General features: G+C 74.5%; 21 protein-coding genes. 11 read left to right on the top strand and 10 right to left on the bottom strand.

Annotation, left to right across the window (positions count from 1 at the left end):
• Positions 1 to 7: 7 nt before the first annotated feature.
• The gene (locus LX15_RS16220; protein WP_253670426.1) at positions 8 to 1858 is read left to right on the top strand and encodes an ABC transporter ATP-binding protein; all 1851 of its coding nucleotides are present in this window, start codon (positions 8 to 10) and stop codon (positions 1856 to 1858) included.
• The gene (locus tag LX15_RS16215) at positions 1855 to 3930 is read left to right on the top strand and encodes an ABC transporter ATP-binding protein (protein WP_253670425.1); all 2076 of its coding nucleotides are present in this window, start codon (positions 1855 to 1857) and stop codon (positions 3928 to 3930) included. Before LX15_RS16220 ends, LX15_RS16215 begins: the two co-directional genes overlap by 4 nt.
• Here the strand turns inward: LX15_RS16215 and LX15_RS16210 are convergent.
• The gene (locus LX15_RS16210; protein WP_253670424.1) at positions 3867 to 4484 is read right to left on the bottom strand and encodes a DUF2537 domain-containing protein; all 618 of its coding nucleotides are present in this window, start codon (positions 4482 to 4484) and stop codon (positions 3867 to 3869) included. The two genes, LX15_RS16215 and LX15_RS16210, sit on opposite strands and share 64 nt — an antisense overlap.
• A gap of 50 nt (positions 4485 to 4534) precedes the next feature.
• Positions 4535 to 5347: a TrmH family RNA methyltransferase gene (locus tag LX15_RS16205; RefSeq protein WP_253670423.1), complete on the bottom strand. Its 813-nt coding sequence runs from the start codon at positions 5345 to 5347 to the stop codon at positions 4535 to 4537.
• A 200-nt stretch (positions 5348 to 5547) separates the two neighbouring features.
• On the opposite strand from LX15_RS16205, the gene LX15_RS16200 reads away from it, so the two are divergent.
• The gene (locus tag LX15_RS16200; protein ID WP_253670422.1) at positions 5548 to 7044 is read left to right on the top strand and encodes a glutamate-cysteine ligase family protein; all 1497 of its coding nucleotides are present in this window, start codon (positions 5548 to 5550) and stop codon (positions 7042 to 7044) included.
• A gap of 40 nt (positions 7045 to 7084) precedes the next feature.
• On the opposite strand, the gene LX15_RS16195 is transcribed toward LX15_RS16200, so the two are convergent.
• Positions 7085 to 8053 (bottom strand): helix-turn-helix transcriptional regulator, encoded by a 969-nt coding sequence (locus tag LX15_RS16195; RefSeq protein WP_253670421.1) that lies wholly within the window; start codon positions 8051 to 8053, stop codon positions 7085 to 7087.
• 62 nt (positions 8054 to 8115) lie between these two features.
• Between LX15_RS16195 and LX15_RS16190 the strand changes: the two genes are divergently transcribed.
• Together LX15_RS16190 and LX15_RS16185 are read left to right on the top strand one after the other, a co-directional pair.
• A complete protein-coding gene (locus LX15_RS16190; RefSeq protein ID WP_253670420.1) occupies positions 8116 to 8514 on the top strand; it encodes a DUF3224 domain-containing protein in 399 nt (132 codons plus the stop codon).
• 195 nt (positions 8515 to 8709) lie between these two features.
• A complete protein-coding gene (locus tag LX15_RS16185; RefSeq protein ID WP_253670419.1) occupies positions 8710 to 9342 on the top strand; it encodes a superoxide dismutase in 633 nt (210 codons plus the stop codon).
• Positions 9343 to 9529: 187 nt separating this feature from the next.
• Here LX15_RS16185 and LX15_RS16180 read toward each other — a convergent pair whose 3' ends face one another.
• From LX15_RS16180 to LX15_RS16165, 4 genes are all read right to left on the bottom strand, one after another.
• Positions 9530 to 10285, bottom strand: a complete 756-nt coding sequence (locus LX15_RS16180) for an ABC transporter permease (RefSeq protein WP_253670457.1) — start codon at positions 10283 to 10285, stop codon at positions 9530 to 9532.
• Positions 10286 to 10751: 466 nt separating this feature from the next.
• Positions 10752 to 12002, bottom strand: coding sequence for an MFS transporter (locus tag LX15_RS16175; RefSeq protein WP_253670418.1), 1251 nt, complete (start codon positions 12000 to 12002; stop codon positions 10752 to 10754).
• 201 nt (positions 12003 to 12203) lie between these two features.
• Entirely contained in the window at positions 12204 to 12656 is a 453-nt protein-coding gene (locus tag LX15_RS16170) for a MarR family winged helix-turn-helix transcriptional regulator (protein ID WP_253670417.1), read from the bottom strand.
• A gap of 99 nt (positions 12657 to 12755) precedes the next feature.
• Positions 12756 to 14219: an NCS2 family permease gene (locus LX15_RS16165; RefSeq protein WP_253670416.1), complete on the bottom strand. Its 1464-nt coding sequence runs from the start codon at positions 14217 to 14219 to the stop codon at positions 12756 to 12758.
• 47 nt (positions 14220 to 14266) lie between these two features.
• Here LX15_RS16165 and LX15_RS16160 point away from each other — a divergent pair, with 47 nt between their 5' ends.
• Both LX15_RS16160 and LX15_RS16155 read left to right on the top strand, forming a co-directional pair.
• The gene (locus LX15_RS16160; protein WP_253670415.1) at positions 14267 to 14614 is read left to right on the top strand and encodes a DUF2530 domain-containing protein; all 348 of its coding nucleotides are present in this window, start codon (positions 14267 to 14269) and stop codon (positions 14612 to 14614) included.
• Between the two features lie 128 nt (positions 14615 to 14742).
• Positions 14743 to 15429, top strand: a complete 687-nt coding sequence (locus LX15_RS16155) for a pentapeptide repeat-containing protein (RefSeq protein ID WP_253670414.1) — start codon at positions 14743 to 14745, stop codon at positions 15427 to 15429.
• 55 nt (positions 15430 to 15484) lie between these two features.
• On the opposite strand, the gene LX15_RS16150 is transcribed toward LX15_RS16155, so the two are convergent.
• Together LX15_RS16150 and LX15_RS16145 are read right to left on the bottom strand one after the other, a co-directional pair.
• Positions 15485 to 18490 carry a sacsin N-terminal ATP-binding-like domain-containing protein gene (locus LX15_RS16150; protein ID WP_253670413.1) on the bottom strand — a complete coding sequence of 1002 codons (3006 nt, stop codon included), beginning with the start codon at positions 18488 to 18490 and terminating at the stop codon, positions 15485 to 15487.
• A gap of 4 nt (positions 18491 to 18494) precedes the next feature.
• Positions 18495 to 19271, bottom strand: a complete 777-nt coding sequence (locus LX15_RS16145) for a DUF3027 domain-containing protein (RefSeq protein ID WP_253670456.1) — start codon at positions 19269 to 19271, stop codon at positions 18495 to 18497.
• A gap of 220 nt (positions 19272 to 19491) precedes the next feature.
• Between LX15_RS16145 and LX15_RS16140 the strand changes: the two genes are divergently transcribed.
• The 3 genes from LX15_RS16140 to LX15_RS16130 all read left to right on the top strand — a co-directional run bounded on the left by LX15_RS16140 (position 19492) and on the right by LX15_RS16130 (position 22867).
• Positions 19492 to 20262 carry a glutaminyl-peptide cyclotransferase gene (locus LX15_RS16140; RefSeq protein WP_253670412.1) on the top strand — a complete coding sequence of 257 codons (771 nt, stop codon included), beginning with the start codon at positions 19492 to 19494 and terminating at the stop codon, positions 20260 to 20262.
• Positions 20263 to 20519: 257 nt separating this feature from the next.
• Positions 20520 to 22268: an MFS transporter gene (locus LX15_RS16135; RefSeq protein ID WP_253670411.1), complete on the top strand. Its 1749-nt coding sequence runs from the start codon at positions 20520 to 20522 to the stop codon at positions 22266 to 22268.
• A 74-nt stretch (positions 22269 to 22342) separates the two neighbouring features.
• Positions 22343 to 22867, top strand: coding sequence for a DUF2771 family protein (locus LX15_RS16130; protein WP_253670410.1), 525 nt, complete (start codon positions 22343 to 22345; stop codon positions 22865 to 22867).
• Between the two features lie 193 nt (positions 22868 to 23060).
• Here LX15_RS16130 and LX15_RS16125 read toward each other — a convergent pair whose 3' ends face one another.
• A complete protein-coding gene (locus tag LX15_RS16125) occupies positions 23061 to 23447 on the bottom strand; it encodes a cold-shock protein (RefSeq protein ID WP_073480119.1) in 387 nt (128 codons plus the stop codon).
• A 179-nt stretch (positions 23448 to 23626) separates the two neighbouring features.
• On the opposite strand from LX15_RS16125, the gene LX15_RS16120 reads away from it, so the two are divergent.
• Entirely contained in the window at positions 23627 to 23845 is a 219-nt protein-coding gene (locus LX15_RS16120; RefSeq protein WP_253670409.1) for a hypothetical protein, read from the top strand.
• Positions 23846 to 23849 lie beyond the last annotated feature (4 nt).

Below are 23849 nucleotides of genomic sequence, written 5' to 3'. Positions count from 1 at the left end.
GACGGTGATGGTGACTCGACCAGCGCGGCGGGACCGGCGCTCCACGCTCGCGGTGCTGCGACGGCTCGGCCCCTACCTCCGGCCGGTCAGGGGCGCGGTCGCGCTCGCGGTCGGCGCGGCGCTGGCCGCGACGCTCGCCGGGCTGTCCGTGCCGCTGGTGCTGCGCGGCGTGCTGGACGGCCCGGTGGCCCACGGCGACCTCGGCGCGCTGCCGCCCCTGCTGCTCGCGGTGCTCGGCCTCGGCGTGCTGGAGGCCGGCCTGTTCTGGGTGCGCCGCCGGGTCCTGAGCGGGCCGATCACCGGGGTGGAGCGGCGGATGCGCGCCGACCTCTACCACCACCTCCAGCGGCTGCCGGCGGCCTTCCACGACCGGTGGCAGTCCGGCCAGCTCCTCTCCCGCGCCGTCGGCGACCTGGCCACCATCCGCCGGTTCATGAACTTCTCCGTGGTGTTCCTGCTGGTCAACACGCTCGTGGTGGTGACGGGGACGCTGTTGCTGCTGTGGCTGTCGCCCGTGCTGGCGGCCGTGCAGGTCGCCACGACGCTCCCGATGATCGCGTTGGTCGCGCGGTACGAGCGCCGGTACCGCGAGGTGGCCCGGCAGTGCCAGGACCAGGTGGGGGACCTGGCCACCGCCGTCGAGGAGTCGGTGCTGGGCGTCCGGGTGCTCAAGGCGTTCGGCAGGGGGCCGCACCTGGCCCGGCGGTTCGCGGCGCAGGCGAGGGAGCTGCGGCGGCGGGAGCTGCGGCGGGTCAGGATGCTGGCGGTGCAGTGGACCGTCGGGATCGTGCTCCCCGAGCTGGCCCTCGCCGGTCAGCTCGCGGTCGGCGGCCACGCGATCGCCCACGGCGCGATGACCGTCGGCACGCTGGTCGCCGCGATCACGACGACCAGCTACCTGCGCTGGCCGATCGACTCGTTGGGGTGGATGCTCGCCGAGGCCAACAACGCCGCCGCCGCGTGCGAGCGGGTGTGGGAGGTCCTCGACGCCCCGGTCTCGGTCGCCGACCCGGAACGGCCGCGCGCCCTGCCCGCCCCGGCGCGGGGTCGCCTGCGGTTCGAGGGGGTGCGCTTCGCCCACCCCGGCTCCCACCGGGAGCTGTTGCGGGGCGTGGACCTGGAGGTGCGCCCTGGGGAGACGGTCGCGTTGGTGGGCGCGACCGGCTGCGGCAAGACCACGCTCACCGCGCTGGTCCCCCGCCTCTACGACGTGACCGGCGGCCGGGTGCTCGTGGACGGGGTGGACGTCCGCGACCTGCGCCTCGCCGACCTGCGCCGGGCCGTGGCCGTGGCGTTCGAGGATCCGGTGCTGTTCTCGGCGAGCGTGCGGGAGAACGTGCGGCTGGGGATGCCGGACGCCACCGACGAGGAGGTGCGCGCGGCGTTGCGCGTCGCGTGCGCCGAGGAGTTCGTCGACGCGCTGCCGTGGGGGCTGTCGACCCGCGTCGGGGAGCAGGGGCTGACCCTGTCCGGAGGGCAGCGGCAGCGCCTCGCGCTGGCGCGCGCGGTGCTCGGGCGGCCCGCGGTGCTCGTGCTCGACGACCCGCTGTCCGCCCTCGACGTGCACACCGAGGCCGAGGTCGAGGCGGCCCTGCGCCGGGTGCTGCGCGACGTCACCGCGCTCGTCGTGGCGCACCGGCCGAGCACCGTGCGGCTGGCGGACCGGGTCGCGCTGTTGTCCGACGGCAGGATCGCCGCCGTCGGGACGCACGAGGAGCTGTCCGCCACCTGCCGCGAGTACCGCACGCTGATGTCCACAATGGACACCGAGGTCCCCGGGACCCTGGTCGTCGGGGGTGACGTGCGACGCGAGGAGCGGCCAACCCGCGACCAGGTCAGGGAGGCGGTGGCGCGATGAGCCGTCCCCACCCTGGCCCGACCGGCGGCCGTCCGACGGACACGGACCAGTCGACCCGGCCAACGCCGGCGACCGCGCACGACGACGACTGGCGCGGGGTCGCCGCGGAGGACCGGGAGGAGGTCGACCGCCGGGTCGGCGTCCGGCTCCAGGCCCGGTCCCGCCGGCTGCTCCGGTCGCTGCTGCGGCCGCACGCGGCCGGCGTCCTGCTGGCGCTCGTCCTGGTCGTCGCGGAGAACGTGGCCCAGCTCGCCGGCCCGCTGCTGATCGCCACGGCCATCGACACCGGCGTCCCCGCCGCGATCGCCGGCCGGCCCGGCCCGTTGTCCTGGCACGTCGGCGGGTACCTCGGCTGCGCCCTCGCCACGGCCGTGCTCCGCCACGCCTTCCTCCGGCTCTCCGGGCGCATCGGCCAGGACGTGCTGCTGGAGCTGCGGAAGCGGGTCTTCGACCACGCCCAGCGCCTGTCGCTGTCCTTCCACGAGTCCTACACGTCCGGCCGGATGATCTCGCGGATGACCAGCGACCTCGACGCGCTGGACGACCTGCTGGAGATGGGCCTGGACGGACTGATGTCCTCGGCCCTGACCGTCGTCGGCGTCGCGGTGCTGCTGGTGTGGCTGGACCAGCCGCTCGGGCTGACGGTCCTCGCGACCTTCGTGCCGTTGTTCCTGGTGGCGCGGTGGTTCCGGCGCCGCTCGCAGTCGACCTACCGCCGCACCCGCACCACGGTCGCCAGGGTGATCGTCCAGCTCACCGAGACGATGAACGGGATCAGGGCCGTGCAGGCGTTCCGCAGGGAGCGCCGTAACGAGTCCATTATGGACGGTCTCAGCGGGGAGTACCGCGCGGCGCACCGGGACTCGCTGCGCCTCGTCGCCCGGTTCACCGCGGTCGTCCGGCTCTTCGGCAATCTCACCACCGTCGTCGTGCTGGCCGTCGGGGCGTGGCGGGTGGCCCACGGCGAGCTGGAACTCGGCGTGCTCGCCGCGTTCCTGTTGTACCTGCGCAAGCTCTACGACCCGCTGGACGAGCTGGCGATGGTGGCCAACGCCTACTCGTCGGCGGCGGCCGCGCTGGAGAAGATCTCCGGGGTGCTGGAGGAGGCGCCCGCCGTGCCCGAGCCGGCGCGGCCGATCCCCCTGCCCGCCCCGCGCGGCGAACTCCGGTTCCACGCCGCCGGGTTCCGCTACACCGACCACGGCCCGCTCGTGCTCCCCCGCCTCGACCTGCACGTTCCCCCCGGCCAGACGGTCGCCCTCGTCGGGGCCACCGGCGCCGGCAAGTCCACGCTGGCCAAGCTGGTCGCCCGGTTCTACGACCCGACCGAGGGCGCGGTCACGCTGGACGGCGTGGACCTGCGCCGGATCAGCGACGCCGACCTGCGCCGCGCGGTCGTCATGGTGACCCAGGAGTCGTTCCTGTTCGAGGGGTCGGTCGCCGACAACATCGCGTTGGGCCGGCCGGGGGCGACGCGCGCGGAGATCGAGGCGGCCGCGGCGGCGGTGGGCGCGCACGAGTTCGTCAGCGCCCTGCCCGAGGGGTACGACACCCACGTCCGCAAGCGCGGGGGCCGGCTGTCCTCGGGCCAGCGGCAGCTCGTGGCGTTCGCGCGGGTGTTCCTGGCCGATCCCCGGGTGATCGTCCTCGACGAGGCGACGTCCAGCCTGGACCTGCCGAGCGAGCGCGCGGTGCAGGCGGCGATGGAGACCGTGCTCGCCCACCGCACCGCGCTGATCATCGCGCACCGGCTGTCCACGGTGCTCGTCGCCGACCGCGTCCTGGTGATGGCGGACGGCCGGATCGTCGAGGACGGGCCGCCCGTCGAGCTGGTCGGCGGCGACGGCCGGTTCGCCCGCCTGCACCGGGCCTGGCTGGACTCGCTGGCCCCCGCCGAACCCTCAGCCCCCTCGGGGCTCGCAGAACCGTCCGCCCCCTCAGAACCCCCTCCGGCCTCCTCAGCCCCTCCGGCCTCCTCAGCCTCGGCGGACACCTCCGGCCGGAGCGGTCAGCCCAGGAGGGACAACGCCAACGCGAACCAGGCCGCGCCCAGACCGGCGGCCACGCCGTAGGCCACCCACCGCCACACGGGGAGTTCGCGGGTCAGCCACACCGACGGGGCGAGGCCGCCCACCACGACCAGGTTCGCGACGAGGCCCAGCCACCACCGCGTCTCGGCCAACGCCAGCGTCAGCCCCACCACGGCGGTGGCGACCACCGCGGCCGTGAGCGCGCTGACCGTCAGCCCGGTCGCCCACGGGGTGGGCTCGGCGGGCTCGGTGGGCACAGACGGGGGCGGAGCCGGGGCCGGCTCGTTCCTGACGGGTCGCGGAGGCGCCTCCACCCGCTCCAGCCCGCCCCGGAGCGGGTCGGCGTAGTCGACCGGGGTCCCCATGGCCTGCGCGAGCCGGCCGGCGAGCTGTCGCCCCCGGCGCGACACCAGCTCGGCGGTGGTCTCGCCGGGCGCCGCGCCGGAGCCGCTCACGGCCGCCACCACCTGCGCCCACTCGTGCAGGGCGGTGGCCAGGCCGCTCGGCAACGCCAGCGAGTCGGGATCGACCTCGTGGACGACCCCGTCCCGCTCGCCGACGACCACGGCGCGTCCGGCCCGAGCGTGCAGTTCCACGCGTGCAGCCTAGGCCGTGCGGACGGCGGATGAAGATCGTTCGAGCCGGGTCAGGGCCGCGCCGCCGCGTGGAAGGCGATCGCCGCCGCCGTCGCCACGTTCAGGGAGTCCACGCCGGAGGCCATGGGGATGCGCACCGCCGAGTCGGCGGCCGCGATGGCCTCCTCGGTCAGGCCCGGCCCCTCGGACCCCAGCAGCAGGGCGACGCGGCCGCGGTCCAGACCGGCGTCCCGCAGGGGCACGGAGTCGGCCCTCGGGGTCAGCGCCACCACCCGGAACCCCTTGTCCCGCAACAGGGAGAGCCCTCGGGGCCACGGCTCCAGCGCGGCGAACGGCACCCGCAGGACGTGCCCCATCGACACGCGCACGCTGCGCCGGTACAGCGGGTCGGCGCACCCGGCCCCGAGCAGCACGCCGTCGACGCCCAGCGCGGCGGCGTTGCGGAACATCGCGCCGAGGTTCTCGTGGTCGCCGACGCCCTCCAGCACGGCCAGGCACCGCGCTCCGCGCGCGGGGTCGGTCAGCTCCTCCACGGTCGGCTGGGGCGCGCGGTCGGCGGAGGCGAGCACGCCCCGGTTGAGGTGGAACCCGACGACCTCGGCCATGACCTCGGCGGAGGTCACGTAGGCCGGCACGTCGAGCTGGTCGAGGTCCTCGGCGAGCGCGTCCATGCGCCGTCGCACGCCCAGCAGCGCCCGCACCGGGTACGGCGAGGCGACCAGGCGACGCACGACCACGACGCCCTCGGCGATCACCAGGCCCCGGCCGCCGGGGCGGTCGGGGCGGCGGTCGGCCCGGGAGAGGTCGCGGAAGTCGGCCAGCCGCTCGTCGGCCGGGTCGGAGATCTCGATCAGGCGTGCCACCGGCCCAGTGTCGCATCGGCCACGTCCGGGCAGCCCCGAACACCGGAGCGGACGAGCCGGTGACCAGCGGTCCCTTGCTCAGCGTGATCCGAATGTCACGCAGTGCACCGGTTTGGACGCTAGCGGACCTGTCGACCCTGTGTCACGGTGGGCCATCCCCGGAACCGCTTCCGAACCAGGCCGACCGGAGGGGAAACGGCATGGGTAGGGACGTCAGCGAACGGAAGTTCTCGCGGGAGGACCGACAGCGCTACCGGGAGAAGGTGCAGCGCTGTCTGGACGCGTTGGCCCGGATGCTCGCGAACGACGCGTTCCACTTCCCGAGGCAACAGATGGGGCTGGAGATCGAGCTGAACCTCGTGGACGAGGTGTTGCGCCCGGCGATGGCGAACACCGTCGTGCTGGAGAAGATCTCCGACCCGTGCTTCCAGACCGAACTCGGCCAGCACAACATCGAGATCAACGTGCCGCCGCGGCCGTTGGCCGGGGACGAGGCGCTGGAGCTGGAGCGCGACCTGCGCGACTCGCTGAACTCGGCCAACGCCAAGGCCAGGGACGCGGGCGCGGCGCTGGTGATGATCGGGATGCTCCCGACGTTGCGGCGGGAGCACTTCGACCCGCACTGGCTGTCGGTGGGTCCCAGGTACACGATGCTCAACCGGCAGATCTTCGCCTCGCGCGGCGAGGAGATCGTGTTGGAGGTGGACGGCGTCCCCATGCCGGGCCGCCCCAAGGAGAAGCTGCGCTGCTTCTCCGAGTCGATCCTGCCGGAGGCGTCCTGCACCTCCGTGCAGTGCCACATCCAGGTGGCGCCGAAGGACTTCGCGGCGCACTGGAACGCGGCGCAGTGCCTGGCCGGCGTGCAGGTCGCGCTCGCGGGGAACTCCCCGTTCCTGCTGGGGCGGGCGTTGTGGCACGAGACCCGCATCCCGATCTTCGAGCAGGCCACGGACACCCGCCCGCAGGAGCTGAAGAACCAGGGCGTGCGGCCCAGGGTCTGGTTCGGGGAGCGGTGGATCACGTCGATCTTCGACCTGTTCGAGGAGAACGTGCGCTACTTCCCCGCGCTCCTGCCGGAGTCGGAGTCCGAGGACCCGTTGGAGGCGCTGGAGGACGGCCGCGCGCCGCAGCTCTCGGAGCTGAGGCTGCACAACGGGACGGTGTGGCGGTGGAACCGCCCCGTGTACGACCTCGTCGACGGGGTTCCGCACCTGCGGGTGGAGAACCGCGTCCTGCCGGCGGGGCCGACCGTGGTGGACACCATCGCCAACGCCGCCTTCTTCTATGGCGCGCAGCGGGCGTTGTGCGACCAGGAACGTCCACTGTGGACACAGATGTCGTTCCAGGCGGCCGAGGAGAACCTCTACGCCGGCGCCAAGCACGGCCTGGACGCCCAGCTCTACTGGCCGGGCATCGGCTGGGTGCCCCCCGACGAGCTGGTGCTGCGCCGTCTGCTGCCCATGGCGCACGAGGGCCTGCGCGCGTGCGGCGTGTCCGACGCCGCGCGGGAGCGGTACCTCGGCCTGATCGAACAACGCTGCGTCGCCCGGCGCACGGGTTCGGTGTGGCAGCGGGAGACCGTGTCCCTGCTGGAGTCCCGCGGCATGGACCGGGAGGCGGCGTTGGCCGCGATGCTCCACCGCTACGTCGAACACATGCACGCCGGGGAACCGGTCCACAACTGGCCGGTCGCCTGACCCCGCGCCCGACCCTGACGGCCATGGCCCGGCCCTGGCGTCAGCTCGCGTAGAGCTGGGTCATGGCCTGGACGGTGTCGGCGATCCGCTCCCGCAGCTCCTGCGGCGCCAGCACCTCCACCTCGGCGCCGAGGCGCAACAGGTCGACCTCGGCGTGCCGCACGGACTCGATGGGCAGCTTCACCTCGACCCACCCGTCGGGATCGGGCGTCCCCGCGCTCTCCCTGGCCAGCTTGCTGACCACCGAGCCCAGCAGGAACAACATCTGCATCCCCCGGGGCGACAGGCGCACCACGGCCTTGTCCCGGTACATCCCGGTCTCGAAGCGTTCCGTCCACGACCGCCAGTACGCGACCAGGTCGAAGTCCTCCGGCCGCTCGAAGTGCTCGTCGAGGACGGTCAGCTCCAACAGCCGGGACACGCGGTAGGTGCGCAGGTGCTCCCCTGAGCGGGCCACCAGGTACCACGTGCCGGCCTTGAGCACGATGCCCAGCGGCTCCAGCCGGCGCGTCACCTCGCCCTTGCCGTCCCACATGCGGTACCGCACCTGGATCGGGCGCTGGTTCCACAACGCCTCGGCCACCTCCGCCAGGTGGGAGGGCGTGTCGTCGCTGAACCAGCGGGGCGCGTCGAGGTGGAAGCGCTCGCGGATGCGCCCGGCACGGGACCTCAGCTCCGGCGGCAGGGCGGCGAGGAGCTTGAGCTGCGCCGCCGCGAGGACGCTGCCCAACCCGAGTTCGGAGGCGGGCCCCGGCGCGCCCGCGAGGAACAGCGACTCCGCCTCGTCGGTGTTCAGCCCCGTCAGCCGGGTCCGGTAGCCCTGGAGGACCTGGTACCCGCCGGTGCGCCCCCGGTCGGCGTAGACGGGGACGCCCGCGGCGCTCAGGGAGTCCATGTCCCGGTAGACGGTGCGCACCGAGACCTCGAGTTCGTCGGCCAACTCCTGCGCGGTCATCCGCCCCCTGGTCTGGAGGAGCAACAGGATCGACAACAACCGGCTCGCCCTCATGCTCCCCAAGTGTCCGGGAATACCTGACAGAAGGTGACAGGTATGACGGGGATCTTCGGGACATGACGAGCCACGCCAGGGGAACGCTCACGCACGAGAGTTGGGAGGAGCACCCGGTCCGGGAGTGGGACGGGGGCGGGCGGATCGCCCGCGCCGTGGTGACCTGGCGCTGCCACGGCGACATCGAGGGCGTCTGGACTCAGGTCACGCTCACGGCCCACCCGGACGAGAGGTCCTCCAGCTTCTGCGGGCTGGACCACGTGGAGGGCCGGCTCGGCGGCCGCTCCGGCGGCTTCGTCCTCCGCGCCGCCGGGGAGTGGGACGGCGAGTCCGTGCGCGGCACGTGGTCGGTCGTCCCCGGGTCCGGCACCGGCGAGCTGGCCGGCCTGCGCGGCGAGGGCACCTTCACCGCCCTCGACCCGACGACCATGGCCTACACCCTCGACTACGACCTCACCTGAGCCGAGGGGGCTGTCCCCCAGGAGCCCCCTCACGTGGGCCCGACCTCGCGGGCGCGGCGGGGTCGGGCCCCGTCGTGCCAGGGGGCGCGCCGACGCCGACGGAGGGGTCCGTGTCACAGCGGAGATCAGTTGCCACTAGGTTGCAACTGAGGAAGGCTTGCAACTGGAGCGGGAACCCTGACCAAGGAGGCGGAATTGGGTCGGTACGTCCTGCCGGACCTGCCCTACGACTACGGCGCACTCCAGCCGGCCATCGCGGGCGAGATCAACGAGCTGCACCACAGCAAGCACCACGCCGCCTACGTCAAGGGCGTCAACGACACCCTGGACAAGATCGAGGAAGCGCGGGACAAGGGCGACTTCGGCTCCATCGTGGGCCTGGAGAAGACCCTGGCGTTCAACCTCGCCGGCCACGCGATGCACGTCGTGTGGTGGAACAACCTCAGCCCCGAGGGCGGCGACAAGCCGACCGGCGAGCTGGCCGCGGCGATCGACGAGTTCTTCGGCTCGTACGACAAGATGCGCGCCCAGATGACCGCGGTGTCCACCACCGTGCAGGGCTCCGGCTGGGGCGTCCTGGCCTGGGAGCCGATCGGCAAGCGCCTGGTGGTGCACCAGCTCTACGACCACCACTCGAACCTGTCGATCAGCGCCACCCCGCTGCTCGTCTTCGACTGCTGGGAGCACGCGTACTACCTCCAGTACAAGAACGTGCGCCCGGACTACGTCGAGAACCTGTGGAGCCTGGTGAACTGGGCGGACGTCCAGCGCCGCTTCGAGAAGGCCCGCGCCGGCGACAACGGCCTGTGGGTGCCGGAGACCGTCTGAGTCTCCACCCGATCTGGCCGTGGATGCTCCGACAAGCTCCGACGGCCACCGCGTCGAGGCCCCCTTCCGGGGGCCTCGACGTGTATTCGGGTCCCTCACGTGCCACGAGGCCCCGCCCTCCGGTCGGAGGGCGGGGCCTCGTGCGTTCCCGAACTGACTGCCGCTCCCACCACGAAGCGGACGTTGGTTAGGTTAGCCTAACTTCACTGCTTTGGGAAGTCCTGCGCACGGCGCCCCGCGCGACCAGCTCCACGACCACGGCGATCGCCGCCGCCTCGACGGCCAACAACGCCAGCAGGACCAGCAGTTGGACCGCGCCGGCCTCCCACGCGGGCGCCCCGCCGAGCACCATCCCGACGAACGCCCCGGGCAGGGTGACCAGGCCGACCGTGCGGGTCTGGTCCAACGCCGGCAGGAGGGCGTCGGCCGCGGGAAGGCGCACCAGCTCCCGCGCCGCCTCGGCCTCGGTGAACCCCAGCGCCAACGCGGCCTCGTACTCGCCCCGGCGCTGCTCCAGCACGTCGAGGGCGCGGCGCGCCGCCAGGGTCGTCGCCGTCATCGCGCCGCCGATGAGGATGCCACCCAGGGGCACGACGGCCACGCCGCGCGGAGGGACCAGACCACTGGCCAGCAGGAGCCCCAACGCGGGCACCGCCCCGCCGAGGACGGCCAGGGCGACCGGGAGGACACGCGCCGCCTTCGCGCGCCTGGCCGCCGTCACCGTGGCGACCACGGCCATCAGCAGGAGGAAGCCCGCGGACAACGGCAACGACGCGAGGACCACGGCGACCACGGTGGACACGACCGCGAGCTGGACGACGGCCCTGACGGCGGCCCACAGCACGGGCCGGGCCGCGAAGAGCCCGGCCGCGCGCCCCACGAGCGCGGTCACCGCCACGAACACCACGCAGACGAGCGCGAACGGAACCCATCCGTGGGTCATCGCGAGCACGGGCACCTCCTGCGTCCCGGAGGCTGTCACCTTTTCCGGCGGGGACAGTGTCAGCCGGCGGTGGTGAGCACGTCACGCCCTCTCCCGCAACCCGTTGACCCTGGTGCTGTGGATGGGTGGGCTCGGTGACCCGACGGTGGAGTGACGTCGGGCCTTCTCGGGCCGAGTTATCCACAGGCGGGCCGATTGCGCTGTCGTCGGGTGCCGGCTGATCGCTAGGCTGGAGCGGGGCTCGCCCCCCGGGACGGGTGGGGGCTGACCTCGGTGAGGTGGGTCGGGGGTCCGGGAAGTCCGGGCGTCTCGACGGGATCCGGCGCGGGGCCACCGAAGGGTGCGCGGGCGACGGGCCCGCGCCGTCAGAGGCAGCGCCGTCAGAGCCAGCGCCAGCGTCAGGGGCGGCGGCGTCAGGGGCCGGCGGTGACCGGCCGGTGGAGGCCATCAAGGCCGGCGGCGACCGTCAGGGCCGGCGCACCACCCGGAAGTCCGACCAGCGCCGCAACCTCAGGCGGAAGCCACCCCTGCGGGCGAGGACGATCCCGCACGCCAGCGCGGACAGGGCCGACAACAGTCCGCCCAGGACCAGGGGCGCGCGGCCGCCGTAGTGGTCGCCGACCCATCCCATCAGCGGGCCGCCCACCGGCGTGCACCCGATGAAGATCAGCAGGTAGAGGCCCATGACCCTGCCCCGCATCGCCGCGTCCGTGGAGAGCTGGACGGTCGCGTTGGCGGTCGTGGTGAAGGTCAGGGTCGCCGCGCCCGTCGGCACGAGCAACGCCGCGAACGCGAGGTAGGACGGCATGACGCCGGCCGCCGCCTCCAGCAGCCCGAACGCGAGCGCGCCGCCGATGAGCAGCCGCATCCTCGGCCGCCCCCGCGTGCTGCGCCGGGCGGCGAGCGTCGCGCCGGTCAGCGTGCCGACGGCCAGCATCGTGGACAGCAGCCCGTAGCCGTCGGCGTCCCGCTGGAACACGTCGCTGGCCACGTAGGCGAGCGTGGTCTGGAAGTTGAGCCCGAAGGTGCTGACCAGACCCACCAGCGTCATCACCACGACCAGGTCGGGCCTCGCGCGGACGTACCGCAGGGCCTCCCTGATCTGGCCCCGCCGCCGGGGCGCCGGCTGGCCGCGGAACAGCCGCGCGGGGTCCATCCGGAACAGGCCGGTGAGGACGCCGACGAACGTCGCCGCGTTGATGAGGAACACCCAGCCCGTGCCGACCATCGTGATCGCGACGCCGGCGACCGCGGGGCCGACGATGCGCGCGACGTTGAACGTCATGGCGTTCAGCGCGACGGCGTTGGCGAGTTGGTCGGGGCCGACCATCTCCTGCGCGAAGGCCTGGCGCACCGGGGTGTCGAGCGCGCTGAAGACGCCGAGCGCGACGCACAGCGCGTAGACGTGCCAGAGCTGGACGGTGCCCGCCACGTCGAGCAGGCCGAGCACGAGGCCGGACAGGCCCATGCCCGCCTGGATGACGATCAGCAGCCTGCGCTTGTCGTAGCGGTCGGCGAGGACGCCGGCCCACAGCGAGAGCAGCAGGGTCGGGGCGAACTGGAGGGCGGCCGCGACGCCGAGCGCGAGCGCGTTGCCGCCGGAGAGCTGGAGCACCAGCCAGTCCTGGGCGACGCGCTGCATCCAGGTGCCGACGAGCGAGACGACCTGGCCGGAGGCGAAGAGCCGGTAGTTGCGCACCCGGAGCGAGGCGAACATCCCGCCTCGGCCGCCCCGCCGGGTGTCTTCCGGGGCCGGGCGCGGCGCGTGGCCGGACGTCGGCCCGGCCGGCGGGCTGGTGGGTGACGTGGTGGCCGACGGTGGCGCGGTGCTACCGCCGGGACGGGTGGGGGAGCTGACGTCGGGTGGGTGGGTGTCGTCGATCCGCTGGATTCCCTGACCACCCGTGGAAGTCACTCGTTACTGCCCCGCCATCCTGTCGATGATCTCCGCGGCGCGCGTGAGCACCGCCCGTTCCTCGGTGTCGAGCGCGGCGAGCCGCTGGTCCAGCCAGCGCTCCCTGGCGCAGACCTCGGCCCTGACGAACCGGCGTCCCTCGTCGGTCACCTCGACGATCGCCTGGCGGCCGTCGGTCGGGTGCGGGCGGCGGGTCACGAACCCGTGCTCCTCAAGCGCCGCGATCACCCTGGTCATCGACGGGGGCTGCACGCCCTCCTTGGCGGCCAGCTCGCCCGGGGTCAGCGGACCCCAGTTGTACAGGCAGGACAGCGCCGAGATCTGGGTCAGTGTCACCGACGAGTCGGTGCGCTGCGCCCGCAGACGCCGGTTGAGGCGGACCACGGCCAGTCGCAGGCGGCTGGCCAGCGACGGCTCGGGCTCCTCCACGTCCGACACATCCTTAGCGTACCTCACGATCTGCCTCCGTGTGGATCTTGAGCGTTCCCGGCCGCCCGCGGCGGAAGGCGTCATGACACGCCGCCCCGCCGGGAGGGCGGCCGGGAACGCGCTGGCTCAGGCGCCGAACGCGGCGCGGATCGGACCGATGGCGAAGTAGGCGACGAAGGCCACCGCCACCACCCACATGAGCGGGTGGACGGAGCGCGCCCGGCCCGTGGCGGAACGCAACACGACGTAGCTGATGAAGCCGGCGCCGATCCCGTTGGCGATCGAGTAGGTGAACGGCATCACCACGATGGTGAGGAACGCGGGCAGGCCGATCGTGAAGTCCGAGAAGTCGATCTCCCGGATCTGGCCGATCATCAGCGCGCCCACCACGACCAGCGCGGGCGCGGCGGCCTCCACCGGGATCACCTGGTAGAGCGGGGTCAGGAACATCGCGGCGAGCAGCAGGACGCCCGTGACCACGTTGGCCAGGCCGGTGCGCGCGCCCTCGGCGATGCCGGCGGCCGACTCCACGAAGACGGTGTTGGACGACGCCGAGCCGACACCGCCGGCGACCGCGCCCACACCCTCCACGAACAACGCCTTGCCGACACCCGGCAACTGGTTGTCCTTGTCCACCAGCCCGGCCTCCTTGCCGAGGCCGGTCATGGTGCCCATCGCGTCGAAGAAGTTCGCCAGCACGAGCGTGAACACCAGCAGCGCCACGGTGATCGCCGGCAGCCGGGTCCACGCGCCGAACGAGACGTCGCCGAACAGCGACAGGTCCGGCAGGTCCACGACCTTGTCCGGCAGCGCCGGGTAGCCCAGGTTCCAGCCCTTGGCGTTGCTGCCGTGCGACGGGCCGACGTTGACGACCGCCTCCAGCGCGATCGCCAGGACGGTGGTGCCGAGCACGCCGATCAACAGCCCGCCCCTGACCCGCCGCGCGACCAGCACGCCGGTCAGGAGCAGCCCGAACACGAAGATGGCCGTGGGCCAGGACGCGATGGAGCCGTTGATGCCCAGCCCGACCGGCACGGTGGTGTTCGCGGCGTCGGGGACGCGGCGGACGAACCCGGCGTCGACCAGGCCGATGAGGCAGATGAACAACCCGATGCCGACCGAGATGGCCGCCTTCAGCTCCGCCGGCACCGCGTTGAACACGGCGGTGCGGAAGCCGGTGGCCACCAGCAGCAGGATGATCAGGCCGTCCACGACGACGAGGCCCATCGCCTCGGGCCAGGTCATCTGCGGGGCGATGGTCACCGCCAGCAGCGTGTTGATGCCCAGGCCGGTGGCGATCGCGAACGGGTAGTTGGCGACCAGGCCGAACAGGATGGTCATGACCCCGGCCACCAGGGCGGTGACCGCCGCGACCTGCGGCACGGGCAGGACGTGGCCCAGCAGGTCGCGCTTGGCCCCCGGGTCGTCCGCGGAGAAGCTGCCCAGGATCAGCGGGTTCAGCACGATGATGTAGGCCATGGTCACGAACGTGACCACGCCGCCGCGGACCTCGCGGCCGATGGTGGAGCCGCGCTCGGAGATCCGGAAGAAGCGGTCCAGTCCGGAGCGGGCGGTGGAGGTGCTCGCCATCCTCTCCCCCGTTAGTGGTAATCGTTGCGGCAGGTAGCCTGCCTGACGTGGTGCAGGCGAGCGAACGCGACCCGGGTGCGACGCCCACGGAGCCGGGCGGCGTTGCCCCCGATCGGGCGGGTGAGGGCTCCTCGGCGGCCGGTGGACTCCGGGCGTTGCCTCCGCTGCCCCGCACCCTGGTGAACCCCGATCCGCTGGTGTTCGTGGGCAGCGCCGCGTGGTTCGTGACGTTCTGTGTCCTCCTTGTCACCCAGGTGGTGCTGGGCGCGGGTCCGGGCGTGTGGTTCTGGACCTCGCTCACCGGCTGGCTGCTGGGCGGCCTCGGCCTGCTGGTCATCCGGTGGCAGCGGGCGGCGGTCCGCCGCGGCTCGCGGGGCGCGCAACAGGGACTCTGACCGCCCGTCCCCTCCTCTCCCCGCCGTCCGCGCGGTCGTGCTGAGGCGTCGGCCCGGTCCTCCGCGACGCCGCGCGCGCTCCTCCGAGCCGGTGTGTACTCGTGGCGACGGCGAGGGGCGGTGTTGCCATGGGCGCCAGGCGCGCGGTCAGGAGCTGGCCGGAGGACCCGGACGCGACCCGGGCGCTCCAGGCGTGGCTGGCCGAGCCCAGGGGCGCGCTGTTCGCCGACGACCTCGACTTCCGGGGAGCCGACCTGTCCGGGGCGGACCTGGCGGGGGCCTGGCTCAACGACAGCGACCTGCGCGGCGTCGTCCTCGCCGGCGCCGACCTGACCGGCGCCCACCTCAACGGGGCGCGGCTCACCGTCGCCGACCTCAGGGACGCCACGATGGTCGCCGCCGAGCTGGACAGCGCCGACCTCACCGGGGCGCGCCTGGACCACGCCGACCTCCACGACGCCTCCTGCTGGGGCGCCACCGCCAGGGACGTCAGCCTGCGCTCGGCCAGGCTGGACCACTGCCGGCTGGAGCGGGTCGACCTGCGGGGCGCCGACCTGACCAACGCGCGGCTGGACGACGTGGTCTTCGACGTCTGGATCGACGACAACACGGTGGTGCACGGCCTGACGGGGACCTTCTCCGGGCCGACCCACGTCGGGGACCACGACCTGCACGCCGAGGAGCTGCGACGCTGGCTCAGTGAGCACGGGGCGCGACCGACGGTGCTGCCCGACCGGCTTCCCCGGCAACGCTCGTCGTTCGCCGGCCCCGACGCCGACTGGCCGGCGCCGACTGACGACACCGACACCGAATGACGGCACCGACACCGACTGATGACACCGACGCCGACTGACCGGGGACGCCGCGCCGTCAGCCCAGGTAGGTGACCGGGGACGGCCCGTGCGGGTCGGCCAGCAGCGCGGCGAGCAGGTGCCGGTCGTCCCAGCGGCCCAGCGCCCACGCCAACGCCCGGGACAGCCCGGTCGGGTCCTCGACGGCGTGCAGCACCCCGTCGTCGTCGACCCACCACGGCACGGCGACGTCGCCGTCGGCCACCCGCACCACGAGTCGCTCGTGGACCACGAGCGGGTCCTCGGGCAGGGCGCGGCCGGTCAGCCCGCACGCGTCGGCCACGCCGTCCAGGTCGGACCAGTCCAGCTCCCGCCCCGCGCCGCGCACCTCGCCGACCACCTCGTCGGCGGCGAGGGGCAGGTCGAGCAGCTCGGCCAGGGACTCCGCGCGGCCACCGGCCACGACCCGGCCGGGGTCGAGGACGCCCAGCAGCCAGGGCACGTCGAGCACGACGGCGTCGTCGGCGGGCACGGCCGCCCCGGTCAGCGTCCTGACCCTGTCGGGAGGGTCGACCTCGGCCGGGTCGACGACCCGGTCGGCCACGGCCTGGGCCAGGGCGGTGTGCGCGCGCAGGGCGACACCGGGCGCGACCAGCCGGTCCGGGTCGCCCAGTCGCCGCACCAGGTCGGCGGCGTCCTCGGCGTCGGCCACCGCCAACCGCTCCCGCACGCCGGCGGCGACCAGCACCGCGGGGTCGAGGTCGGCGGCGCTCCCTGGCGGGATCACCTCGTACAGGCCGGCGAGGTCGTCGGCCCCCGGCAGCCGCCAGTGCCGGGGCGGGCGACCGGCCAGACGCGCGTGCCGGGCCAGCCACCAGGTGGTGTAGCCGGGCTCGCGCAACGCCCGCCGGGTGTCGGGGTCGGCGGCCAGCAGCCGCAGGGCGGCCGGCCACGCGTCCTCGGCCACCAGGTCCAGGTCGCGCACGGCGACGAGCCGTTCCGGCGGCGTCGGCCGGCTGGCCCACCACTCCTCCTCGTCGGCCAGGTCGTGGTCGGGGCCGCCGGGCGTCTCGTCGACGAGCAGCGGGAACCGGTCCAGCACGCCGACGGCCGTGAGCAGGCTGGCCGGCCAGCGCCGGGCGTACTCCTCGGACAGCTCGCGCAGCGGAGCGTCCTCGGCGAGCACGTCCAGCAGCGCCGAGCCGGGCAGGACCAGCTCGTCCGCCCGGCAGACCTCGCCGTCCGCGTCGGTCATGGCCAGCGCGGACAGCCACGGCAGCTCGCCGGGGCGCAGGCCGGCCCGGTCGGCGAGCAGGAGCACGGTCTCGGTGAGCGGAGCGGCGTCGACGCCCGCCTCGGCGTCGTCGACGCCGCGCTCCACCGGCTCCCGCAACGCCTCCAGCAGCTCCGCCGGTCCCGCGCGGCGGGCGCCAAGGCGCTCCAGCAACGGGTGCGCCGCGTCGGGGTGCGCGACGCGCAGGCCGCCGAGGTCGGGAGCACCGAACCCTGGGTAGTCCACAGTGGACTGACCAGAGAGGGCGTCGAGCGCGGCGCGGTCCGCCTCCGGCAGCAGGACGTCCCTCGGCCCGGTGACGACCCGCCCGTCCACCAGGGGGACGGGCAACGCGCCCAGCTCCTCCCGCGCCGACGGGTCGGCCTCGACCCACGTGAGGAGGGCGGCGTACACCCGGGCCCACCACGCCGGCTCCCGGTCCAGCCCGGCCAGGGCCGCCGCCACCTCGGCCGGGGTCAGCCGGGGGACGCCGAGCGCCGTGAGCGCCCGCGCGTGCGCCGGGGCGGAGAACTCCGGAGCCACCAGCTCGGGCACCACCTCGGCCAGCAGCGGAGCCAGCTCGTCCACCGGGGCGTCCAGCACCCGCGCGACCGAGGGCGCGAGCAGCCGCTCCCCGGTCGCGGCCGGCAGCCACTCCGCCCGCCGCAGCTCCTCCAGCACGCGCCCGCGCAGGACTCCGTCCACTTCGGACAGAGGGAAGTCGGGGAGGGGCACCAGGGCGGTGCGCCGCCCCGCCGGCGTCGCCAACACCAGGTCTGGGTAGGCGGCGGCAGCCGCGTCGAGCACCGCGTCGGTCGCCGGTCCCGGCAGCAGCCGCCGCCGCGACGGCTCCACCGGCAGGGTGGCCACCAGCCTGGCCGGCAACGACAGGCGCTCGTCGGTGGGGGTCGGCGCGTGCAGCACGTCCTCGGTCACCGGCCGCGGATCGTCGTCCCCGCCGACCGGCACCGCCCAGCAGACCGTCCACTCTGGACGCTCACGGGCCTCGGTCGCCAGCCCGCTCAGCGCCGGCTCAGCCAGGCGACCGTGCCGCCGCAGGACCAGCCACCGCGTCGCGTCCTCGCCGTCGTGGACGACCACCCGCCCGGTGTCCAGCTCGCCCTCTCGCCACCACACGCGGTCGGCGACCTCGATCCGCTCCAGCGCCGGCAGGGCGAGCAGCAGGTCGCCCGCCTGCTCGGCGCACGACGCGAGCAGGGCGTCCGCGTCGACGTCCTGGCGCAACGGCAGCCGCACCTCGGTCGTGAACCCCTCGGGCGGCGGGGGCTCCCCCGGCTCCACCGGCCACACGAGCCGCAGCACGGGAACGGCCCCGCCCCGGCCGGCCAGCTCGTCGGCCAGCTCGGGAACGCCGGCCACCTCGGCCCTGGTGCGTTCCGCCGAGAACGCCACCCCGCCGCCGGTGGACACGATCCTCGGCGCGTCGGTGGCGGCGAGCACGGCGGCGAAGCCCACGCCGAACCGGCCCACCGTGCCCGACTCGCGCTTCGCCGAGGCCCGCAACGACGCCAGCGCCGCGACCCCGGCCGCGTCCAGCGGCGCTCCGGTGTTGGCCACCCGCAGCTCGCCGTCGACGACCGCGAGCCGCACCCGCCCCCGCTCCCGCTCCCCCGCGTGCGCGGCCGCGTCGGCGGCGTTCTGCGCCAGCTCGACGAGCAGCCGGTCCCGGTAGCCGCCGAAGTGCAGGTCCTCCTCGGCGTTGGCGTCCTCCCGGAACCGCGTCGGGGACCCGCGCCAGGCGTCCAGCACCGCGCCCCGCAGGGCGGCGGTGCCGAACGGGTCGGCGGTCATGGGCTCAGGCGTTCCGCGGGCCGGTCCCGGCGCTCGCCGGGGTCGCCACGCCCGCCGGCAGCGGCTCGACGTCGAGCACCGCGTCGTCGTAGACCACCTCGGCGACCGGCACCGACGGCGACGTGTCGATCTCGGCCTCGGAGTGGGCGCCGCAGCCGTACTCGGCGTGCACGACGCGGCCGTCCGCCGGGGCGTACTCGTTGCCGCACGCGCCGAACGCGGCCCGCAGGGAGCCCGCGAGGGGCAGGTAGAAGGCGCAGGTGCCGCAGGTGGCCGGCGCGCTGCGCGCCATCTCGCTGCGCGGCCCGAAGTCGCCCCGGTGCCAGCGCTCGGCGGCCAGGGTCCTGCCGTGCCGGGACAGCACCCGCAGCCGGCCGAGGCCGACCTCGCGCGCGACCTCCTCCACGGCCGGGTCGTCGCTGGCCAGGTAGGCCGGGGCCAGCCTCGGGTCGTCCGGCGCGGTGGGCAGCAGGTCGCCGACGCCGAGGTCCCCGGCGCGCACCCGCTGCTGCCACGGCACCCAGTCGGGGGCCACCAGCGCGTCGGGGCCGGGCAGCAGCACGACCTCGCTCACCGTCACCGGCGTGCCGGGACCCGCCCACGCGACGGTGACCGCCCACCGCCAGCCGGCGTAGCCGGGCAGCACCGCCTCGAACAGGTGAGTGACGGCGGCGCCGGCCGGGTCGTCCTCGGCCTGCGCTCCGACGTGCGCGCCCACGCCGTCGGCGCCGGCCTCCTCCCTGGCGGCCGCGCGGGCGAGCTCCACCGCACCGGCCAGCACGGGATCCGGATCGCGGTGGGCCCCCGTGCCGCCGACGTCCCCGGCAACCGTGGCTCGACCCGGCGAGCCGGTCTCGCTCGAAGTGGGCGTTGGCGTCACGCCCCCGATTGTGCCCCACCTCCCCGGCCGCTCCCGCACCCCGCCCGCCCTCCCGGGTGAGGGCCGCGCCACCCGGACGCGCTCGGCGGCGACGGCGCCGGCGACGTGCCAGGCTGGGGCCATGCGGAGGCGCGTTGTCCTGCTGACCGGGTTGCTCGCGCTCACCGCGTGCGGCGGCGTCGCCGGCGCGGACGCCCCCGCGCGGCTGCGCGTGGACGTGCTCGCCACGCTCCCGCACGACCGGTCGGCGTTCACCCAGGGCCTGGAGCTGGCCGACGGGGTCCTCTACGAGGGCACCGGCCGGGTCGGAGCCTCCTCGTTGCGGGAGGTCGACCCGGCCACGGGCGCGGTGCGCCGGCGCGCGGAGCTGCCGCCACCGTTGTTCGGCGAGGGCGTCACGGTCGTCGGTGACCGGATCTGGCAGCTCACGTGGCGTGAGGGCGTGGCCGTGCAGTGGGACAGGGCCAGCCTCACCGAGGTGCGGCGGGTCGGTTACGCCGGCGAGGGCTGGGGGCTGTGCTTCGACGGCTCCCGGCTGGTGATGAGCGACGGCGGGGCCCGCCTGGCCTTCCGCGACCCGACCACCTTCGAGCCGACCGGCCAGGTCGTGGTGCGGCGCGGTGGGGAGGAGCAGACCCGGCTCAACGAGCTGGAGTGCGCCGCGGGGGCCGTGTGGGCGAACGTGTGGGGCAGCGACGAGATCGTGCGGATCGACCCGGCCTCCGGAAGGGTGACCGGGGTGGCCGACGCGTCCGGGCTGCTCCCGGCGCACGAGCGGGCGGGCGCCGACGTGCTCAACGGGGTCGCGGCCGTGCGCGGCACCGACCAGTTCCTGGTCACGGGCAAGAACTGGCCGAGCATGTTCCGGGTCCGGTTCGTGCCGGTCGACTGAGCGCCGCGTTCCGGTGACGCGCCGGCCGGGCGGACGACCGCCTCCGAGGCCACACGGCGGGCCACACGTCGGCCCCCACGGCGGAGCCCTCAGAGGACACGGAGGACACGGAGGACGCGGAGGACACGGAGGACACGAAGGCCGCGGAGGAACGACGAGGACAAGACGAGGACCACGCCGAGGATCACACGGACGCCGCCGGCCGGCGCCCGGCGGAACCGCGCGGCGGGTGACCCGGTTGGGGCAGGATTGAAGGCGTGACCAGGTCCGGGCCCGCCGAACGTCCCGACGGCACGCCCAGCGGCCGTCCGGGCGGTGACGGCGCTCGTCGGCCGGACCCCCCGACGGAACGCCGGTACCCCTGGCAGGACGACCCGGACTACCGGGGTTCGTCGGCCCCGACCCGGCCGTGGCGCACCACCCGCCCCTTCCCGATCGAACACGCCCCGACCGAGCCGGTCCGGCGGCGGCCGCTGCCGCCGCTGCCGCCCCGCGACTCGCTCCACGGCCCCCAGGGCACGCGGCGCCTGTCCGCCGGGCGGGCCGGCGAGGACGACGGCGCCGGCGCGCGGGACGAGGCGCCCTCCCCCGGCGCGCCCCAGCTCCCCAGGAAGCTCACCGTCACGCGGGTCGCGTTCTGGCGGGGACGCCAGCTCACGCAGCAGGCCGTGGACGCCTTCCGCCGGGCGGCCCACGCCGACGGCGCGGACCGGTCGGGGCTGGCGAAGCTCACCTACACCGTCATGGCCAACTACGCGGTGGACGCCGCGATCGCCGTGGCCTTGGCCAACACACTCTTCTTCTCCGCCGCGACCGCCGAGAGCCGGGGCAAGGTCGCCCTCTACCTGTTGATCACCGTCGCGCCGTTCGCGGTGATCGCGCCGCTGGTCGGTCCCGCGCTCGACCGGTTGCAGCGGGGCCGGCGCATCGCGCTGGCCGCGTCCTTCGCCGGGCGGGTGGTCCTGGCCGCGGTCATGGCGCTGCACTTCGACGACTGGCTGCTCTACCCGGCGGCGCTGGGCAGCATGGTGCTGTCGAAGTCCTTCGGCGTGCTCAAGGCGGCGGTGACGCCCCGCGTGCTGCCCCCGGAGATCACGCTGGTCAAGACGAACTCGCGGCTCACCGCGTTCGGCCTGGCCGCCGGCGGCGTGTTCGGCGCGGTCGCGGCGGGGTTCGCCGCGCTGCTGGACTCCCCCGGCGCGCTGTGGTTCACCGCCGCGTTGTGCGTGGCCGCGACCTGGCTGTGCCTGCGCATCCCCGCGTGGGTCGAGGTGACCGAGGGCGAGGTGCCGGCGTCACTGAGCCGGCACCCGCACAAGCCGCGCCGGCAGCCGATGGGTCGCCACGTGGTCGTCGCGCTGTGGGGCAACGGGACCATCCGGGTGCTGACCGGGTTCCTCACCCTGTTCGCCGCGTTCGTGATCAAGGCGGAGACCGAGCACTCCCCCGGCCGGCAGGTGGTCCTGCTCGGCGTCATCGGCGCGGCCGCCGGCGCCGGCAACTTCCTCGGCAACGGGCTGGGCGCCCGCCTGCACGTGGGCCGGCCGGACCAGGTGGTCCTGGGCTGCCTGTCGGGCGTGCTGGCGATGACGGCGGTCGCGGCGCTGGTCCCCGGCATCGTCACGGCCGCGGTGCTCGGCCTGGTCGGCGCCACCGGCAGCGCCATGGCCAAGGTCAGCCTGGACGCGGTGATCCAGGACGACATGCCGGAGCAGTCCAGGGCGTCCGCCTTCGGCCGGTCCGAGACGATCCTCCAGCTCACCTGGGTGTTCGGCGGCGCGCTCGGCCTCCTGCTGCCCGCGACCTGGTGGATCGGGTTCACCGTGGTGGGCGCGCTGCTGGCGGTGGGCCTGGCCCAGACCGCGCTGTCGCGGCGCGGGGCCTCGCTCGTCCCCGGCCTCGGCGGCGACCGGCCGCTGCGCCCGGAGACGGTCCCCGACGAGCCGCCGGCCGAGCCGGGGAGCTGGTCGACCCGCCCGTTCCCGGACGCCGGCTCCCGCACCTGAGGGGGCGCGCCGGACGCCGCCCGGCCGGCGGACCTGGGCCGGACGCGGCGGAGGGCACCACGTAGGGTCGAAGCGTGCGTCGTCAAGGTGTCAGCGCTGTTCGAGGTGCCCGCCGCAGGAGTGCCGCCGTCCTGGTGCTGGCGGCGGCGGGCCTGGCGGTGGCCGGCTGCTCGGCCCCGCCCAAGCCGGAGGTGACCTTCTACGCCGCCGGCCACTCGGTCGCTGTCCGCCCCACCCAGCACTGCGACGAGAACGTGGAGAACTGCTCCGCCGACCCGGACGCGGCCGCCGTCCTCCGGGTGCCGGCCGGCCGGCCGTTGCAGATCTCGGTCGACGACGGCGTCGCCGCCACCCCGTGGCAGGTGGTGTTCCGCTACCGCGTGCCCGGTGGCGAGCGGGTCGACGGCCGCAGTGAGGTCTTCGCGCCCGACAAGCAGTTCGCGTACACGCTGCGGCTGCCCGAGGAGGGCGCGCAACTGGAGACCGTCGAGGTGCACCAGTTCGGCGCGGTGTTGTTCCAGCGCGTGGACGGCGGGATCGACTTCCCGACGCGGGCGACCTGGGTCCTCTCGGTCGACGACCGGGACGACAGGGGCTGAGCGCCACCCTCCGTCCGACCTGTCCGCCTCGTCCGACCGCCGTGCGGGGCGGGCGGACGCGAGGACGAGCCCGCTCTCGTGTCTCGTGCCTGGTGGCCGTGGGCGACGGCAAAAAGCGTGAAGAGACGGACGCCGCACGCCAGACCCGTGGTCGGCGTGCGGCGTCCGTCACGACGCCTGATGGCCTGGTGGCCTACGGCTCCAGCTCGCGCGCCACCGCCCTGACGACCTCGGCGATCCGCTTGGTCATCTTGCGGTCGGGGTAGCGACCGCGCCGCAGCTCCGGCTGGACCTTGGCCTCCAGGAGCTTGATCATGTCCTCGATGAGGCCGTGCAGCTCCTCGGCGGGCCGCCGCCGGGCCTCCACCACGGACGGCAGCGGGTCGACCAGGCGCACCGACAGTGCCTGCGGTCCGCGCCGACCCTCCGCGACGCCGAACTCGACGCGCTGGCCGGTCTTCAACCCCGGCACCCCGGGCGGCAACGCGGAGGCGCGCACGTACACGTCCTCCCCGCCGTCCTGGGTCACGAAGCCGAAGCCCTTCTCCGCGTCGTACCACTTGACCCTGCCGGTCGGCACTGTTCTCACCGTTCCCTCAGTCCGCTACCCACGTCGTGCCCCGGCACGACGAACGCGTCCCGGGCGTGCCCGGGACGCGCGTCCCAAGCGTAGCGAGAACACCACCTGTCGTGCGAAGCAACATCTGACGTGGCCGCCCGAGAACCAAGATCCACCCGACCGGCCTAGGCTCGGACTCCGTGCAGGCGCGAGCTGGTGTTACCAAGTTGGTCCCCGTCGGGGTGGCGTTGTTCGGGATCGGGCTGCTCGCCGTGGTCGCGATCTTCGTGTTGTTCGCGACCGGGCGGACCGAACTCCCCGTGTGGCTGAACGCCACCGCGGGGCTGTGTCTGCCCGTCGGGCTGGCCCTCGGCGTGATCGGGGTGATCAGGGACGCGCGCCGGGCGCGCCGGCGCTGACCGC

The sequence above is a fragment of the Streptoalloteichus tenebrarius genome (assembly GCF_024171885.1).
Lineage (GTDB): Bacteria > Actinomycetota > Actinomycetes > Mycobacteriales > Pseudonocardiaceae > Streptoalloteichus > Streptoalloteichus tenebrarius.
Note: the sequence above shows the minus strand (reverse complement) of the source record. Positions and strands in the feature narration are given on the sequence as shown.